The following is a 15,275-nucleotide window of genomic DNA, read 5'->3' on the forward strand; positions in this document are numbered from 1 at the left end:
AATCCATTGTCCGGCAACCTCATGTCAGCGAGGCCGCGCGATGTTTAATCCCACACCAGCGTCAATCGCTGGCCCAATCCTGTTCAGCCGGACTACCGGCCTTTTTGCGCCCGAATGCCTTCAAACGCTCTTCAACTGTTGTGAGCTGTTCTCGCAAGCGCGCCTGTTCAGCAAAAGAACCCTCCGGATCCTCGTCAAACCGGGCTATCGTCGCCGCCATAGCGGCTTCGAGCGCCGGTTTTTGCGCCAAAAGCGACACAGCTTCGGCCAATTCCTCGCGCGCTTCACCGGGTGGTGTGCCTTTTCTGAGAAAGGCGAAACGTTGGTCTTCCGGTGGGGCAGGATGGCCTTGTCGGTCAGATATGGCGCTTGGCGCCTGCGAATCAAGCGTTTCTGACAATTCAATCAACGATTCGATTGCAGGTGCGGCATCTGGGTCAAGCCGGGCGAGACGAGTGAGCGCTTCTGAATGGCGTTCGATCTCTTCCGGAAAACGGATAAGGCCAGCAATTACCGCGGACTGGAAACCCGCGCGCTGACCGCCACCCATGGCGCGTTGAAGCGTGGATCTTGCCTCCGGAGAGAGGCCCTTTGGTACAGCCTTGAAGCTTTGCCATGCGCCCTTCTGCTGGCGTTGCCGAGGTTCGCGCGGTGGGAAAGCAAAAGCTGAGAAACGGTCGAGCAACTCACGTCGATAGAGCGCCTGGATGTCGCGATCCTCGATCGTATCGACATGCGCCATCAGCCTTGCCTTGAGCCCGGCCTTTGCCTCGGGGCTTGCGAGCGGTTGCGCATCGCGCTCTGCCTGCCACAGGAAATCAAGAAGGCTCATCGGCTGAGCGAGGAGCTTTTCCATCGCACCGGGACCTTGTTCATTGATCAGATCGTCTGGATCGAGACCGGTCGGAAGCGTTACGATACCGAGTGATCGCATCGGCGCCAGCAAGGGCAGAGCGCGCCCGATGGCCCGCATCGCCGCCTTCTGTCCCGCTGCATCGCCATCGAAGCAAAGCACCGGCACCTCGACCATTCGCCACAGCATCTCGAGCTGCATCTCTGTGAGCGCGGTGCCCATCGGCGCGACCGCGTCCTCGAAGCCGGCTTGGGCCAGCGCGACGACGTCCATGTAGCCTTCGACGACGATGACCCGGCCCGATTGGCGCGAAGCGGGCGCGGCGCGGTGAATGTTGTAGAGGTTGCGCCCCTTGTCGAAGAGCGGCGTGTCGGGCGAGTTCAGGTATTTCGCCACGCCCTCGCGCTTACCGAGGATACGCCCGCCAAACGCGATCACCCTGCCGCGAGTATCCTGGATTGGCAGCATGACGCGGCCGCGAAAGCGGTCGTAGGTCGTGCCGTCATCGGTGCGGATGCGCATGCCCGTTTCGACAAGCATCTGATCTTCGAAACGGGGCAGGGCATTTGGGAGGGCCTGCTTGCTCTCTGGCGCGTAACCGAAGCCGAATTCGCGCAGCGTTTCCGGTTTCAGCCCACGCTTCTTGAGGTAGTCGAGCGCCTCTCGCCCGACTTCCTCACGCAAGTTTTGAACGAACCATTCCTGCGCTTCGGTGGTGACGTCCACCAGTTCGGCCCGCTTTTCCGCGCGTTTCGCTGCGACAGGGTCAGGCGCGGGGACTTCCATGCCTGCTTCGGACGCCAGTTCCTTGCAAGCATCAATGAAGGACAGCCCGCGCTGTTCAGTCATCCAGCTGATGACGTCGCCATGCGCGCCGCAGCCAAAGCAATGATAGAAGCTCTTCTGATCGTTGACGTAGAAGCTCGGCGATTTCTCGTCATGAAAGGGGCAGCACGCCTTCCACTCACGACCCGCGCGGGTAAGCTTGGTCGTGCGCATGATCACGCTCGACAGCGTAATGCGCGCGCGCAGCTCGTCCTTCCATTGCGGGGTGATTGCCATTGTTGGACTGTGCGCCCAGCGCGAGCATCATTCAAGACGCAGGCGCCTCAGCTTTGTGGAGCAGCCTGTGCATTGATAGCCGCGCATGCATTAGTGGCTTCGGGATCGACGCCGGGATAGGGACCGTTGCCGGTACCGCTAACCCCATTTGCGCGGATTTCGTAGTGCGGGGCTGGGCCAGCCGGTGGAAGGGTCGATTGCCAGTAGAAGGTAAGCGGCTCAGCGTCTTCCCATTGGTTTCCGCCGTCGCCTGCATTCACTGTCCAGATGAGCGCGCCTGTGTCGTCGCATGTGATGACGACCTGAACGCTATCGCCCGCGGCTGCGACCGCACCGGCCTTCGAGAAGCCCGCATTACCGGTGAAACCGAGAGCGGGCGCGATCATCTTGAAGGCGGTCGCCATCTCGACGTCGATATCGTCAGGTCCGTCGCCTGCGCCCGTGGCCGGGTCCATGTCTTCGCCCGGATAGACCGTGTGGACATAGGTGTAGACCGTGCCTTCGGGTGCACTGGCCGGATCGCATTGTTCCATTCCAGCTGGGCAGGCGACATAGGATGTGATGTCGGCAAGGATGCCAGCTTCATTCGAAAGCGAGTTCTTCACCTCTGGTCCCTGCGGTCCGACGATCTTTGCGCCCAGCTCGAGTTCGCCGAAGTCGCCCGGATCGATAGCATCGGGCAACGCTGCCGCTTCACCGTCCGTGGTAGCGACTTCGAGCTCGGCGGTGTCCCCGTTGTCACCACCGCAGGCAGCGAGGACGAGCAAGGATGCCCCGACAAGGGCGCTAGCGAAACGGTGGGTGGACATTTGAGGCTCCTAGAAGCTGTTTTTGACGAGAGCACTCGCGGTGCTCATGTCCATTTTACTTCCGTGACGAGCCTTTAGTTCCGCCATGACGCGGCCCATATCCTTAATGGAATCGGCGCCAATGCTTGCCTTGACCTCGGCGATAGCGGCCTTGGTTTCTTCCTCGCTCATCATCTGAGGCAGAAACTCCTCGATAATTGCGAGTTCGGCGCGTTCGTTCTCGGCCAATTCTTCACGACCACCGTCAATATACATGGTTATCGACTCGCGCCGCTGCTTCGCCATTTTTTGCAGAACGCTGGTGACAAGCTCGTCGTCCGGGATGTCCTTGCCGCTGGTGCGCTCTTCGATGTCGCGGTCCTTGATCTTGGCGCTGATCTGGCGGAGCGTCGCGGTGCGATCCTTTTCCTTCGCCTTCATGGCGGTGATGGTGGCGGCCTTGATGTCGTCCCGGATCATGGCAAATGGTCTTTCTTGTGGATGGTTTGTCGGTGTCGGCGCAATAGCTCAACTATCCCCCGCGAGATAGGTTGACGCAGGGGATGCGCAAGCCTAGCGGATGAGACTTAGCGACATTGCTGGAAACACCTTCAACGGAGAGCCCCGAATGGCTTCTGCTCCCTCTCGTCCTGCGCAGCCAAAAGGTGCGACGGGTTGTCTTGTCCTGGCCGACGGAACGGTCGTCTGGGGCAAGGGCTTTGGCGCTGTCGGCGATGCGGTGGGCGAGGTCTGCTTCAACACCGCGATGACCGGCTACCAGGAGGTGATGACCGATCCCTCGTATGACAGCCAGATCGTCACCTTCACTTTCCCGCATATCGGCAATGTCGGCGCGAACGAGGAAGACGTGGAGAGCCGCGGGCTCGGCGCGGTAGGCTGCATCGTTCGCGAGGAAGTGACCCCGCATTCCAGTTTCCGCGCGCGCGACGAATTCGTTCAGTGGATGGCGGGCCACGGCAAGATCGGACTGTCGGGCGTCGACACCCGTGCGCTTACCCGCCGTATTCGCCTGAATGGCGCTCCGAACGCGGTGATTGCGCATTCGCCGTCGGGTGAGTTCGACATCGACGCATTGCTGACCAAGGCTCAGGACTGGAGCGGGCTCGAGGGGCTTGACCTCGTCCCCAACGTCTCACGCGAAGCGGCGGAGGATTGGAAGGGTGGTCACTGGCAGCTCGGCTTCGGCTATGTCGAGGGCACGTCGGATCGTCCGCACGTAGTCGCGATCGATTATGGCGCGAAGGACAACATCTTCCGCAACCTTGTGAAGGCGGGGGCAAAGGTGACAGTCGTGCCCGCTCGCACCAGCTTTGACGACATCATGGCCTTAAAGCCCGATGGCGTGTTCCTCTCCAACGGTCCGGGCGACCCAGCGGCGACAGGCGAGTATGCGGTGCCGGTGATCAAGGCGCTGCTCGATGCGGATATGCCGATCTTTGGCATCTGCCTCGGCCACCAGATGCTCGCGCTCGCAGCAGGCGCGAAGACCACCAAGATGCACCAGGGCCACCGCGGCGCGAACCATCCCGTGCAGCGCGTTGGTGAGAGCTGGGGTGAGACGAGCGGCCTCGTCGAGATCACCAGCATGAACCACGGATTCGCGGTCGATGCGGACACCTTGCCCGACACACTCGAACAGACCCATGTGAGCTTGTTCGACGGCTCGAACTGCGGGATTGCGGTAAAGGGCAAGAACGCGTTCGGTGTGCAGTATCACCCGGAGGCGAGTCCGGGGCCGCAGGATAGCTTTTACCTGTTCGAGAAGTTTGTCGGGGGGCTAGGGTGAGAGCCCTGTTCGCCACGTTTGTTTTTCTAGCGGCTCACACGGCCGCCCAAAACCCGGCGATGACGCCGCCGCCATCTTCGGAATGGCCCGGCGCTGAGATCGTCGATGGCGTGGCGTTCCAAGGCAATGGCGGCATCACGATCGAAGCGGGCGAGAGCGGTCTGCCTGTGCTCGCATTCTGGCGGCCAATCCTGTTTCGCGAGGACACCACCAAGCCGGTCGCGGGCCGCATGGATTGCCGGATTGTCGCGGCGGACGGGTTCTTCAGCGAAGCAGACTTCGACCCAGATGCGCGCCACGCGTCGGTCGCCGACACGCGCTCACAGCAAGGCTACCGCGATCAGGACCGATTGCGCGATTACTCCGACACCATGCGCCAGCTCGACGTCGTCGGACGCCGCCCGCGTGAGCGCGAACATTATGTGCTCAGCTACATTCTCGTGCGCGATGGCGAGCGGCTGATCGACATTCGCCGCAATTGCACCTTCATCTATGGCAGCTCTATCGCGACGATCGATCCGCTGCCCTACGTCTATCGCTACACCAAGATCACCTACGCATTCGAACCGAACACGGGAGAAGAGGGATGATGCGGGTCGCAGCAGCTATGGTTTCGCTCGCAGCCTTGTCGGGCTGTGAGCTGTTCAACGACGAGGATCCCCGCGTGGGAGTGGAAGGAGTCGAGGCCTGCCTCAAGCGCGTTGCGAACAAATCGCGCTCCGAAGAATTCGATGCCCTCGATGATGGGGCCTTGTGGGTACCAACCTATACTTATGACGTGACGAAGCTCGAGCTAGAGGCGATCCAGCAGCTTTCGGTCTCTTACAATGACGAGACGTCAGGTACCCGGATCAATCAAACCACCAATGAAACCTCGACCGCTGTCGCTCAGTTCATGCAGCAGCCTGTCGATGAGGATGGCGCGTTCTTCATGGGGCGTGACCCAGCGCTTTACCGCGTAAGGGGTGCGCCTGTTCAACTAAGCGACGTGATAACTTCAGGTTGCGAGCGGCAGCTGCCGAACATGCGCCTCATCGAAGTTGAATTTTCCAGACATTCAGCCGCCCCGCCTGAGGCGGATGGACCAGAAGAAGCCAGCACAGAAGAGAACAACAGCTGATGCCCAAACGCACCGACATTTCCTCCATCCTTGTCATTGGCGCTGGTCCGATCATCATCGGCCAGGCGTGCGAGTTCGACTATTCGGGCACGCAGGCGATCAAGGCGCTGAAGGAGGAGGGCTACCGGGTAGTCCTGGTGAACTCCAATCCGGCGACGATCATGACCGACCCGGAATTTGCCGATGCGACCTATGTCGAGCCAATCACGCCGGAGATCGTCGCGAAGATCATCGCCAAGGAAAAGCCGGACGCTCTCCTGCCGACGATGGGCGGGCAGACCGCGCTGAACTGCGCGCTTAAGCTCGATGAAATGGGCGTTCTGGCAGAGCACGGTGTGGAGATGATCGGCGCTAAGGCCGACGCGATCGACAAGGCCGAAAACCGCCAGCGCTTTCGCGAGGCAATGGACAAGATCGGCCTCGAAAGCGCGCGCAGCGGTGTTGCGAATACGGTCGACGAAGCGCGCGACGTGCTCGAGCGCACAGGTCTGCCGGCGATTATCCGTCCCAGCTTCACGCTTGGCGGTACGGGCGGTGGCATCGCGTACAATAAGGAGGAGTTCGATCGGATCGTTCGCGAAGGCCTCGATGCATCGCCGACGACAGAAGTTCTGATCGAGGAATCTCTCCTTGGTTGGAAGGAATACGAGATGGAAGTCGTGCGCGACCGCGCGGATAACGCCATCATCATCTGTTCGATTGAGAATGTCGATCCGATGGGCGTGCATACCGGCGATTCCATAACGGTCGCACCCGCGCTGACGCTGACCGACAAGGAATATCAGATCATGCGCACCGCCAGCATCGAAGTGCTGCGCGAGATCGGTGTCGAGACGGGCGGGTCGAACGTGCAGTTCGCTGTGAATCCGGCGGACGGTCGCCTGATCGTGATCGAAATGAATCCGCGTGTTTCGCGGTCGTCGGCTCTCGCATCCAAGGCCACAGGCTTCCCCATCGCACGCGTCGCGGCGAAGCTGGCCGTGGGCTACACGCTAGATGAGATTACGAACGAGATCACCGGCGCGACCCCGGCGAGTTTTGAGCCAACTATCGACTATGTCGTCACCAAGATCCCGCGTTTCGCATTCGAAAAGTTCAAGGGCGCAGAGCCGCTGCTAGCCACCGCGATGAAGTCGGTCGGTGAGGTCATGGCCATCGGTCGCAATTTCCAGGAGAGCGTACAGAAAGCACTGCGCGGCCTGGAAACGGGCCTCGATGGCTTCAACCGCGTTCCCGAGCTTGAAGGTGTAGCGCGCGACGTGATCACCGCCGCGATCTCTCGCCGCACACCCGACCGCTTGCTTAAGGTAGCGCAGGCGATGCGCGAGGGGCTGAGCGTCGAGGACATCAACAATGTGACCGGCTACGACCTGTGGTTCCTGCGCCAGATCGAAGGGATCGTTTTGGCCGAGCGCGAAGTGCAGGCCGATGGCTTGCCGCGCGATGCTGCTTCGCTGCGGCGGCTAAAAGCAATGGGCTTCTCGGATAAACGCCTTGCGACGCTCGCCGTGCGTTCGGTCGGGGTGGCCGGCGGGCTTGGGGAGACGCAGGCCAAGCGTTCTGGCCTCTTGCATGATGCTCTTCAGGCGATGGCTGGTGCGACAAGCGAGGACGAAGTGCGCAAGCTTCGACACAAGCTCGGCGTGACGCCAGTGTTCAAGAGGATCGACAGCTGCGCCGCTGAATTCGAGGCAATCACGCCCTACATGTACTCGACATATGAGGCACCTAGTTTCGGCGAGGCGGAGGACGAGGCGATGCCTTCGGACCGGCGTAAGATCGTCATCCTTGGTGGCGGGCCCAACCGTATCGGGCAGGGGATCGAGTTCGACTATTGCTGCGTCCACGCTTGCTTCGCACTGGCCGAGCAGGGTTTCGAGACGATCATGGTCAACTGCAACCCCGAGACCGTTTCGACCGATTACGACACCTCAGACCGCCTGTATTTCGAGCCGCTCACTGCCGAAGACGTGCTCGAAATCCTGCGGGTTGAGCAGGAGGCAGGCGAGCTTGTCGGCGTCATCGTGCAGTTCGGTGGCCAAACTCCGCTCAAGCTTGCGCAGGCGCTGGAGGATGCGGGCGTTCCCATCCTTGGCACCAGTCCCGACGCGATCGACCACGCCGAAGATCGCGAACGCTTCGCCAAGCTGGTCAACAAACTTAAGCTCAAGCAACCCGATAACGGCATCGCCTACACCCGTGACGAGGCCGCAGCTGTCGCAGCGCGGATCGGCTATCCGGTGCTGCTGCGCCCGTCATTCGTGCTCGGCGGGCGCGCGATGGAGATCGTAGACTCCGAAGCGCAGCTCGATGACTACATCAACACTGCTGTGACCGTGTCGGGTGAGAGCCCGGTGCTGGTCGACCAATATTTGCGCGACGCGATTGAGTGCGATGTCGACGCGCTCTGCGATGGCAAGGAAGTGCGCATTGCTGGCGTGATGCAGCATATCGAGGAAGCAGGCGTTCACTCGGGCGACAGTGCCTGCACTTTGCCACCCTATTCACTGTCTGCCGACATCATCGAGGAGATGGAGCGTCAGGCCGAAGCGCTTGCTCGCGCTCTTGGCGTGCGTGGCCTGATGAATGTGCAGTTCGCCGTAAAAGATGGCGAGGTCTACCTGATCGAAGTCAACCCGCGCGCGAGCCGTACGGTCCCATTCGTCGCCAAGGCCATCGGGCAACCCGTCGCAAAGATCGCGGCGCGCGTGATGGCGGGCGAAATGCTTGCAGAGTTCGAGCCGTTCAAGCGCGATCTCGACTACATGGCGATCAAGGAAGCCGTCTTCCCCTTCAGCCGTTTCCCCGGAGCCGACCCGGTCCTGTCGCCAGAGATGAAATCGACTGGCGAAGTGATGGGCATCGACAACAACTTCGAGGCGGCCTTCTTCAAGTCGCAAATCGGAGCAGGGATGGTCCCTCCATCCGAGGGCACTGTCTTCGTATCGGTCAAGAATTCGGACAAGTCCGCGATCGTGCCTGCGGTCAAGCAGTTGATCGAGCACGGGTTCCATATCATCGCGACTTCTGGGACTCAGAAGTATCTTTCGGAACAGGGCCTTGCGGTTGAACCGGTGAACAAGGTTGCCGAAGGTCAGCCGCATATCGTCGACAAGATCATCGACGGAGAAGTGGCGCTGATCTTCAACACGACGGAAGGTTGGCAATCGCTGCTCGATTCGAAATCGATCCGCGCGACCGCGCTCGAAAAGAAGGTTCCGTATTACACGACAGCTGCAGCATCCAAGGCGGCAGCAGCCGCAATTGCGGCGATAAAACCTTCGCAACTTGAAGTCCGTTCGCTGCAAGACTATTATAGCTGAGCTAAACGTACGTCCCTCCCGACATTTCGACTGCACATCAACCGCTCAAGAGCGAGCGGCCACGGTCGAAATTTCCTCGGTGGAATCGTCGAAGAGGGGCGCAAGGTAGAAAGAAACGGGAATGGCTACGATGGAAAAGGTTCCGATGCTCGCGGAGGGTTACGAGCGTCTGACCACCGACCTGAAGGCGCTTCGGGAAGAACGCCCCCGGATCGTCGATGCGATCGAGGAAGCTCGCGCGCATGGCGACCTGTCGGAAAATGCCGAATATCACGCTGCCAAGGAGCGCCAGGGCCAGGTCGAGGCGCAGATCGGCGATCTCGAGGGCAAGATCAGCCGCGCGCAGATCATCGACCCCAAGACGCTCTCAGGTGACCGGATCATCTTCGGCGCGACGGTGACGTTGCTCGACGAAGACGACAAGCCGATCAAGTACCAGATCGTCGGCGAGACCGAAGCGGATGCTGCGAAAGGCCGGATCTCCTATTCCTCGCCGCTTGCACGTGCGATGATCGGCAAGCAAGTCGAGGAAGAGATTGAGGTAACCGTTCCTTCGGGCGACAAGTTCTACCTCGTCGAAAAGATCGAGTTCATCTGATCAAGCACTGATAAGTGCCTCAACTGAGACACTTTTCCATTGCGTAGTTGTGGATCGGCACGGCTTCGTCCCCATAAGGGATTTCGAAGGCGCGCCGGTGCATGACCTCATATCCCGCGCGTTCGAAGGCTGGCCGAGCAAGTTCGCTCGCCTCGGTGTAAAGGCGAGTGATTGCGATGCCGCGTGCGTAAGCTTCGCTTTGGGCCAACAATTCATTCGCCAGCCCCCGGCGGGTGTGTTCAGGGTGGCAATACAGCATGTCCAAATGGCCATCGGGCTCGAGTAGCGTGTAAGCTACCGGGCAATCGTCGGCGTCTGCCGCAACAAAGATTCGGTGGCCTTCTTCTACACGCGCTCTGAAGCGCTGCGCACCGGGATGGCGCGCAGCCCATGCCTCAACCTGCTTTTCTGAATAGCCGTGTGATCCGATGCTGCGGATTGCCGCGAGGGTCAAATCGGCGAGGGCTGGGGCGTCGCCATCGCGGTAATCACGGATAGCGTATGCCATGATCCTCTCGCCGCGCCGATCAGGCGTCCGGGGTCAGAAGCTTGTGAATGTGCACCACCACGTACTTCATCTCGGCATCGTCAACAGTGCGCTGGGCCTGTGCGCGCCAGGCGTCGACTGCCGCGTCGTACGAGCTGTAAACGCCGACAACGTGAACGCTTTCCGGATCGGCAAATTCATGGCCGCGCGGATCAGTGACGCGTCCACCCATCACGAGGTGGAGCTTCTGGCCTGGAGTTGTTTCTTCCATTTACGTTATCCCTGGGGAGTGGTGGCGCGTAAACCGCGCCGATGCGCGCCCCTTTAACGGACCGCGCCTGCAATTCAACCCGCAGGCCAGAATTGCGATCAGCCGCGACCTCGACCGGTAAGGTCTCGGACGGCTCGTTCAGCACGCCGTCGCGTCCGACGGCCCGTTGTAAGCGAGCTGTCCGCTACATTCGCAGCCAGATGCCGTGCTTCGCGTCGCAGACGCCTTGCCTTTGCGCCAGCGCTTTCGCTGATGTCTTCGATCGCGTCTTGACCCGATTGTGCTGCACCGGTGACGTCGTCGATCAGCTTGATACCGAATGCAATGACGGCGTCTTGCAGAAAGCTGCTGATGCGCGACGCTTCAGCCTTCGTTTCGCGCGCAACGTGCGCGGCGTCATCACCCAGGTCTTCAGCAGCGCGGCGCGAACGGGTTGCGGCGGTTCCAATGGCGCTTACCGCGCCAGTTGCTGCTCGGCTTGCAACGCGCCGACCTGGCGCCGTCATCAACCCGATCAGTACGCCAGCAACGACTGCGCCGCCGATTACGGTAAGTGGATTCTCGCGCGTATAGTTTGCCGCGGCCTGAGCTGCTTCCTTGATCTGGTCTGCTGCATCGCGTTCAGCAATGCGGCGCTCGCTGGCCTCGATCTTCATCCGAAGTTCGTCGCGGCGAGTGTCTTCGCTAGGGGCAGAAGCCGTGGGGTCATCGCTCATTGTTATCTCCGGGTATGTCGTCGTCGTCGGGGGTAAGTGGAGCAGAGGGCGCATCTTCGCTCTCTGCTGTCTGGGGAAGGGCAGTGTCCGTTTCTTCGTCGAGGCCGAGGGCTTCAAGGAGAGGCTGGCGTCCGAGCCAGAGAAGGATCGCGCCGATTAGGAGGGCGAGGATACCGCGCTTGTCCTCTGCCTGGAACTTGGCAACCTCGAGTACGTCTTTCGCTCCGTCCCCAATGCGCCCGCCGACCCTGCCAAACACTCCCTTTGCGGAGAAGGCCTCCTTGGCATGCTCGATTTCGGCCATCAGATTCGCGCGAGCCGCATCGCGCAGCTCGCGGTCTTCGATCAGGCGTTGTTCGAGTTTGCTCATTGGTCTTCGATCTTTTCCGAAGATGAGAACAGGGCGCTCAACTTCTTGGCACGCTTCATCGCCATCCATCCTAGCAGTCCCGTGATGAGCAACAATCCGCCCACCACGATTGCAATCGCTCCCCAGATCGTCACGACTGGTTCAAGCGCGATGACCAGACCTACCGCCAATGCTAGGAGCGCGATGTGCAGCAGGATAAGTGCGACGATGACAAGGCCAGCCGATGCACCGACCAATCGACCAGCCAGCTTCGCGCGCGTCTTCTGAAACGCGATTTCTGCTTCAGCGTAAGTGCGCGCATCGTCGATGATCGCGGAGGCTTCCTCGATCAGGGTGTCTTCGATCTCGCCATCGCCTGATTGTGGAGCCTCGATGTCGCCTGCCGGATCGGGCGCGGCATCGTCTGAGTGCCCCGCGCCCGGGTGCCGGTCTGCGTCATCCATTCAACGCCCCCTCAATGTTCCAAGCACGCAAAATGCGCTCGCAGTTGATCAACGCGACCCGCGGAAAAGGCGGGCCAGCAAGAAGCCTGCGACAGCGGCGATGCCGACAGCGACTCCTGGGCTCTTACGCACCATCTCGCGTGCGTCGTCCCCGAGTTCTTCAACACTCTTGGATTCGAGCTTTGCCGAAGTTTCAGCAAGACTGCGCGAAGCGGAGCGGGCGTAGTCGCCGTACTGCTCGCCAAAGCGCTCATCGATCTGTTCGGCCGTTTCGCCAACGACCTTGCCGAGCGAAGAGATCGCGTCACTTGCGCCTGACTTTGCTTCACCGGCGAGTTCGCCTGCGCGGGTGCGCGCCTTTTCGCCATATGCCTTGGCGTCGCTCACGAGACCGTCTCCTTTGGTTTTTGCCTGATCCCGATATTCGCCAGCGCGTGAGCCGGCTTCGGCACGAAGGGCCGCGGCGCCTGCCTTGGCTTCCTCGAGGGCAGCATTGAAGCGGCTCTTGGCTTCTGCGGTGCCGGTTGTTGTTTCAGGCTCTGCGGCCTTCGCAGCGGTCGCACCGGTTTTCTTCGGTGCAGCCTTCTTGGTTCCGGTGCTCTTACGGGTTGACCCCTTTGCCGGGGTCTTGGCGGGGGTTTTTGTGGTTTTGCTCTCAGCCATGAATGTCTTTTGCCCTTCCTTTGCGCGTAATTCCATAGAGAATACACGCAAATGCTCGTTGTGTTCCGAGGCCGCTTGCACGCTCTTCCTCCGGCGCATAGGGGTTGCCGGGAAAATCGTAGTGGCCGCCCGGAAATACAGCTCTCCGGGTGTCTTATGCTTATACAACACTTTCGACCCGGAGCGCAAACATGACCGCCATTATTGACATCCATGGACGTGAAATTCTCGATAGCCGGGGCAATCCCACGGTCGAAGTGGATGTTTTGCTCGATGACGGCAGTTTTGGACGAGCTGCAGTACCGTCTGGCGCGTCGACTGGCGCCCACGAAGCGGTTGAGCTGCGCGATGGCGACAAGGACCGGTATAAGGGCAAAGGCGTACTCAAGGCGGTCGAGGCGGTGAACACTGAGATTCGCGACCTTTTGATCGGTGCGTTCGATGCTGAGGATCAGCGCGATATCGACCTTTCGCTGATCGCGCTTGATGGGACTGCCAACAAAGGGCGTCTTGGCGCAAACGCAATCCTCGGGACCAGCCTTGCCGTTTCGAAAGCGGCAGCCAATGCGAGGGGCCTTCCGCTCTATTCCTATCTCGGCGGTGTCGCCGCGCATGTTCTCCCGGTGCCTATGATGAACATCATCAACGGCGGTGAGCACGCCGACAATCCGATCGACATTCAGGAATTCATGGTCATGCCGGTTGGCGCGGAATCGATTGCCGAAGCCGTGCGGTGGGGTTCCGAAGTATTCCACACGCTGAAAAAAGGACTTTCTGACAAGGGACTTGCGACGAGCGTTGGCGACGAAGGGGGCTTTGCGCCCGACCTTGCGAGCACTCGGGCGGCGCTGGACTTCATCATGGCTTCGATCGAGCAGGCCGGGTTCAAACCGGGCGAAGATATTGTTCTGGCGCTGGATTGCGCTGCGACCGAGTTTTTCCGCGACGGCAAGTACGAAATCTCTGGCGAAGGCCTCAGCCTCGATGGCCAGGGCATGGCTGATTATCTCGCCAAACTGTGCGACGATTATCCCATCCGCTCGATTGAGGATGGCATGAGCGAGGACGACTTTGAAGGTTGGGCAGCTGTAACCAAGGCGATCGGCGATCGCGTCCAATTGGTGGGTGACGATCTCTTCGTAACCAACCCGGAGCGCCTTTCCGACGGGATTGCAAAGGGGCTGGCCAACTCCCTGTTGGTCAAGGTGAACCAGATTGGGACTTTGACCGAGACGCTGGCTGCGGTCGATATGGCGACCCGCGCACGCTACACCAGCGTCATGAGCCACCGGTCGGGCGAGACCGAGGACGCGACCATCGCGGATCTGGCCGTTGCTACCAATTGCGGTCAGATCAAAACCGGGTCGCTGGCCCGTTCCGACAGGCTTGCGAAATACAACCAACTCATCCGCATTGAGGAAGAGCTGGGAGACAGCGCTGAATATGCCGGACGCGGGTGTTTTGGGTCGCTTTCCGCCTGATTTTTCGAAAGATGCGCCCGGACGCTCCTGTTTCAGGGGTGAGGGTAGGAGGTCCGGGCGCTCAAGTTAGCGGGTCGTCAAGCAGACGGACCCGCGCTCGCAAAGTGTTCGTCCATCGCTGCAAGGCCTCGCTCCGTCAGGCGCACCAGGACCCGGCGTTGATCTTCCGGATCATGCTCCCGCACGATTAGTCCTTCTTCGGTCAGCACGCCAAGCCAGCGCAGTCCGGTTGTTGGAGGGGCCGCCGATCCGATGCATGCGCTTGAAACCGAGACGGTCTTTCTCTCGACATGGGCAATGTAGAGGTCGAGCAATATGTCCCACGCGGGCTCTCCAAAGAGTTCCTGATTGTCGAATATCGTCCCACGCCGACGGCGCATCGTGTAGGCTTCACGTGCGAACTCAGCATAGATCGTTCGCAAGTGCTGAATATCTCGCAGACTGTTCGATGGTCCGTAGGCAGGGTCATAGAGCGGGTCCGTCACTCGAGCAGGTTGAGCGGGTGAGATACTGCGAAGGCTGGTGGTGGAGGGCTCAGCTATTCCGCCGCCATCAGCCGCAGATAGCGTTTCAGCAATGGCCCGAAGCTGGCGAGCGAGTTCGCTCAGATTGGCTTCCTGCCGGATCATCTCCGTCCGTTCGCGAGGGGTTAGCTTAGCCAGGAAGCGATTGTCTGTGCCCTCCTTCATGCGCCGCTCTTTGCCTGGCGCAGCCACTGCAAGCCAAACAGCTCAATGCAGTGAGTTTGCAAAGTCCGAGCGGTGTTGCGCCTAACGGCCCGCATCAGTCGGCGATTAGGGTCGAGCACACTAGTGCGTGAAAGCGCCATCAAGACCTCCCAGGGGGCGCTTACCAAGACTGGCTGATCGTCATGACCAAATGCCCCCGCGCAACGATCTAGATTAACCGCGCCGGGGTTTCATTACGGATTAGCCCGTAAGTAGTTTTAATGGTTGGAAAATCTACGGGCGATCGAGTCTGCAGGCTTATCGTGAGCTCAGTCGTTGTTCGCTGGGGCACCCCTCAAGATCGAAGTCAGCGCAGCCTATGTCCTCAGCCACGATCTCCAAATTGTTCTTGAGCTGATTGATCGCAGCATCAACGTGGATGGCAGCGATCCCAGCGCCGATCCGATCAAGCGCGCGCAGGACATCTTCCAGGGTGACGATGCTATCTTTCAGCTCGTCCAGTTCGTTCAGCGTTAAGTGAAGCACGGTAGTATCCCATTTGTCATGCGGGCCTGAACGAACAGGCCCACCGGTAGCGACCCGGCGACTTTTCGGAAATACTTGC

At 60.2% G+C, this 15,275-nt stretch carries 17 protein-coding genes; 7 read left to right on the plus strand and 10 right to left on the minus strand.

Translation table 11 applies throughout. The annotated features are described in order from the left end of the window. Positions 1-61: 61 nt before the first annotated feature. From dnaG to NAP1_RS04835, 3 genes are read right to left on the minus strand one after another with little or no spacing between them, the layout of a single operon-like run. Positions 62-1,915, minus strand: a complete 1,854-nt coding sequence (dnaG, locus tag NAP1_RS04825) for a DNA primase (protein WP_007164116.1) — start codon at positions 1,913-1,915, stop codon at positions 62-64. A 47-nt stretch (positions 1,916-1,962) separates the two neighbouring features. Next, the gene (locus tag NAP1_RS04830; protein WP_156777204.1) at positions 1,963-2,724 is read right to left on the minus strand and encodes a hypothetical protein; all 762 of its coding nucleotides are present in this window, start codon (positions 2,722-2,724) and stop codon (positions 1,963-1,965) included. A 9-nt stretch (positions 2,725-2,733) separates the two neighbouring features. After that, the gene (locus tag NAP1_RS04835; RefSeq protein WP_007164118.1) at positions 2,734-3,183 is read right to left on the minus strand and encodes a GatB/YqeY domain-containing protein; all 450 of its coding nucleotides are present in this window, start codon (positions 3,181-3,183) and stop codon (positions 2,734-2,736) included. A gap of 148 nt (positions 3,184-3,331) precedes the next feature. Between NAP1_RS04835 and carA the strand changes: the two genes are divergently transcribed. From carA to greA, 5 genes are all read left to right on the plus strand, one after another. Then, on the plus strand, positions 3,332-4,510 hold the full coding sequence (gene carA, locus NAP1_RS04840) for a glutamine-hydrolyzing carbamoyl-phosphate synthase small subunit (protein ID WP_007164119.1): 1,179 nt from the start codon (positions 3,332-3,334) through the stop codon (positions 4,508-4,510). 59 nt (positions 4,511-4,569) lie between these two features. Beyond that, the gene (locus NAP1_RS04845; RefSeq protein ID WP_007164120.1) at positions 4,570-5,100 is read left to right on the plus strand and encodes a hypothetical protein; all 531 of its coding nucleotides are present in this window, start codon (positions 4,570-4,572) and stop codon (positions 5,098-5,100) included. After that, entirely contained in the window at positions 5,097-5,630 is a 534-nt protein-coding gene (locus tag NAP1_RS04850) for a hypothetical protein (protein ID WP_007164121.1), read from the plus strand. Before NAP1_RS04845 ends, NAP1_RS04850 begins: the two co-directional genes overlap by 4 nt. After that, complete coding sequence (gene carB, locus NAP1_RS04855; RefSeq protein ID WP_007164122.1) at positions 5,630-8,953, plus strand: carbamoyl-phosphate synthase large subunit; 3,324 nt, start codon at positions 5,630-5,632, stop codon at positions 8,951-8,953. The genes NAP1_RS04850 and carB overlap by 1 nt, the downstream gene beginning before the upstream one ends. A gap of 121 nt (positions 8,954-9,074) precedes the next feature. Further along, positions 9,075-9,551: a transcription elongation factor GreA gene (gene greA / locus NAP1_RS04860; RefSeq protein WP_007164123.1), complete on the plus strand. Its 477-nt coding sequence runs from the start codon at positions 9,075-9,077 to the stop codon at positions 9,549-9,551. Between the two features lie 19 nt (positions 9,552-9,570). Here greA and NAP1_RS04865 read toward each other — a convergent pair whose 3' ends face one another. The 6 genes from NAP1_RS04865 to NAP1_RS04890 form a co-directional block, all read right to left on the minus strand. After that, on the minus strand, positions 9,571-10,059 hold the full coding sequence (locus NAP1_RS04865) for a GNAT family N-acetyltransferase (RefSeq protein WP_007164124.1): 489 nt from the start codon (positions 10,057-10,059) through the stop codon (positions 9,571-9,573). Positions 10,060-10,078: 19 nt separating this feature from the next. Beyond that, positions 10,079-10,309 carry a DUF4170 domain-containing protein gene (locus NAP1_RS04870; protein ID WP_007164125.1) on the minus strand — a complete coding sequence of 77 codons (231 nt, stop codon included), beginning with the start codon at positions 10,307-10,309 and terminating at the stop codon, positions 10,079-10,081. Between the two features lie 98 nt (positions 10,310-10,407). Beyond that, positions 10,408-11,025: a hypothetical protein gene (locus NAP1_RS04875; RefSeq protein WP_007164126.1), complete on the minus strand. Its 618-nt coding sequence runs from the start codon at positions 11,023-11,025 to the stop codon at positions 10,408-10,410. Further along, complete coding sequence (locus NAP1_RS04880) at positions 11,015-11,395, minus strand: hypothetical protein (protein WP_007164127.1); 381 nt, start codon at positions 11,393-11,395, stop codon at positions 11,015-11,017. The genes NAP1_RS04875 and NAP1_RS04880 overlap by 11 nt, the downstream gene beginning before the upstream one ends. Continuing rightward, a complete protein-coding gene (locus NAP1_RS04885) occupies positions 11,392-11,838 on the minus strand; it encodes a phage holin family protein (RefSeq protein ID WP_007164128.1) in 447 nt (148 codons plus the stop codon). The genes NAP1_RS04880 and NAP1_RS04885 overlap by 4 nt, the downstream gene beginning before the upstream one ends. 48 nt (positions 11,839-11,886) lie before the next feature. Further along, entirely contained in the window at positions 11,887-12,501 is a 615-nt protein-coding gene (locus NAP1_RS04890) for a hypothetical protein (protein WP_040464734.1), read from the minus strand. Between the two features lie 191 nt (positions 12,502-12,692). Between NAP1_RS04890 and eno the strand changes: the two genes are divergently transcribed. Beyond that, positions 12,693-13,982 (plus strand): phosphopyruvate hydratase, encoded by a 1,290-nt coding sequence (gene eno / locus NAP1_RS04895; RefSeq protein WP_007164130.1) that lies wholly within the window; start codon positions 12,693-12,695, stop codon positions 13,980-13,982. 77 nt (positions 13,983-14,059) lie between these two features. On the opposite strand, the gene NAP1_RS15825 is transcribed toward eno, so the two are convergent. Then, positions 14,060-14,671, minus strand: coding sequence for a MarR family winged helix-turn-helix transcriptional regulator (locus NAP1_RS15825; RefSeq protein ID WP_007164131.1), 612 nt, complete (start codon positions 14,669-14,671; stop codon positions 14,060-14,062). 315 nt (positions 14,672-14,986) lie between these two features. Here NAP1_RS15825 and NAP1_RS04905 point away from each other — a divergent pair, with 315 nt between their 5' ends. Beyond that, entirely contained in the window at positions 14,987-15,187 is a 201-nt protein-coding gene (locus NAP1_RS04905; RefSeq protein ID WP_007164132.1) for a hypothetical protein, read from the plus strand. Positions 15,188-15,275 lie beyond the last annotated feature (88 nt).

Origin of the sequence: Erythrobacter sp. NAP1, from assembly GCF_000152865.1 — a bacterium.
Taxonomy (GTDB): Bacteria; Pseudomonadota; Alphaproteobacteria; order Sphingomonadales; family Sphingomonadaceae; genus Erythrobacter.

Excerpts from the sequence above, each read along its gene's own strand:
- dnaG (WP_007164116.1), bottom strand. The coding sequence starts at position 1,915 with ATGGCAATCACCCCGCAATGGAAGGACGAGCTGCGCGCGCGCATTACG.
- NAP1_RS04830 (WP_156777204.1), bottom strand. The coding sequence starts at position 2,724 with ATGTCCACCCACCGTTTCGCTAGCGCCCTTGTCGGGGCATCCTTGCTC.
- NAP1_RS04835 (WP_007164118.1), bottom strand. The coding sequence starts at position 3,183 with ATGATCCGGGACGACATCAAGGCCGCCACCATCACCGCCATGAAGGCG.
- carA (WP_007164119.1), top strand. The coding sequence starts at position 3,332 with ATGGCTTCTGCTCCCTCTCGTCCTGCGCAGCCAAAAGGTGCGACGGGT.
- NAP1_RS04845 (WP_007164120.1), top strand. The coding sequence starts at position 4,570 with ATGACGCCGCCGCCATCTTCGGAATGGCCCGGCGCTGAGATCGTCGAT.
- NAP1_RS04850 (WP_007164121.1), top strand. The coding sequence starts at position 5,097 with ATGATGCGGGTCGCAGCAGCTATGGTTTCGCTCGCAGCCTTGTCGGGC.
- carB (WP_007164122.1), top strand. The coding sequence starts at position 5,630 with ATGCCCAAACGCACCGACATTTCCTCCATCCTTGTCATTGGCGCTGGT.
- greA (WP_007164123.1), top strand. The coding sequence starts at position 9,075 with ATGGCTACGATGGAAAAGGTTCCGATGCTCGCGGAGGGTTACGAGCGT.
- NAP1_RS04865 (WP_007164124.1), bottom strand. The coding sequence starts at position 10,059 with ATGGCATACGCTATCCGTGATTACCGCGATGGCGACGCCCCAGCCCTC.
- NAP1_RS04870 (WP_007164125.1), bottom strand. The coding sequence starts at position 10,309 with ATGGAAGAAACAACTCCAGGCCAGAAGCTCCACCTCGTGATGGGTGGA.
- NAP1_RS04875 (WP_007164126.1), bottom strand. The coding sequence starts at position 11,025 with ATGAGCGATGACCCCACGGCTTCTGCCCCTAGCGAAGACACTCGCCGC.
- NAP1_RS04880 (WP_007164127.1), bottom strand. The coding sequence starts at position 11,395 with ATGAGCAAACTCGAACAACGCCTGATCGAAGACCGCGAGCTGCGCGAT.
- NAP1_RS04885 (WP_007164128.1), bottom strand. The coding sequence starts at position 11,838 with ATGGATGACGCAGACCGGCACCCGGGCGCGGGGCACTCAGACGATGCC.
- NAP1_RS04890 (WP_040464734.1), bottom strand. The coding sequence starts at position 12,501 with ATGGCTGAGAGCAAAACCACAAAAACCCCCGCCAAGACCCCGGCAAAG.
- eno (WP_007164130.1), top strand. The coding sequence starts at position 12,693 with ATGACCGCCATTATTGACATCCATGGACGTGAAATTCTCGATAGCCGG.
- NAP1_RS15825 (WP_007164131.1), bottom strand. The coding sequence starts at position 14,671 with ATGAAGGAGGGCACAGACAATCGCTTCCTGGCTAAGCTAACCCCTCGC.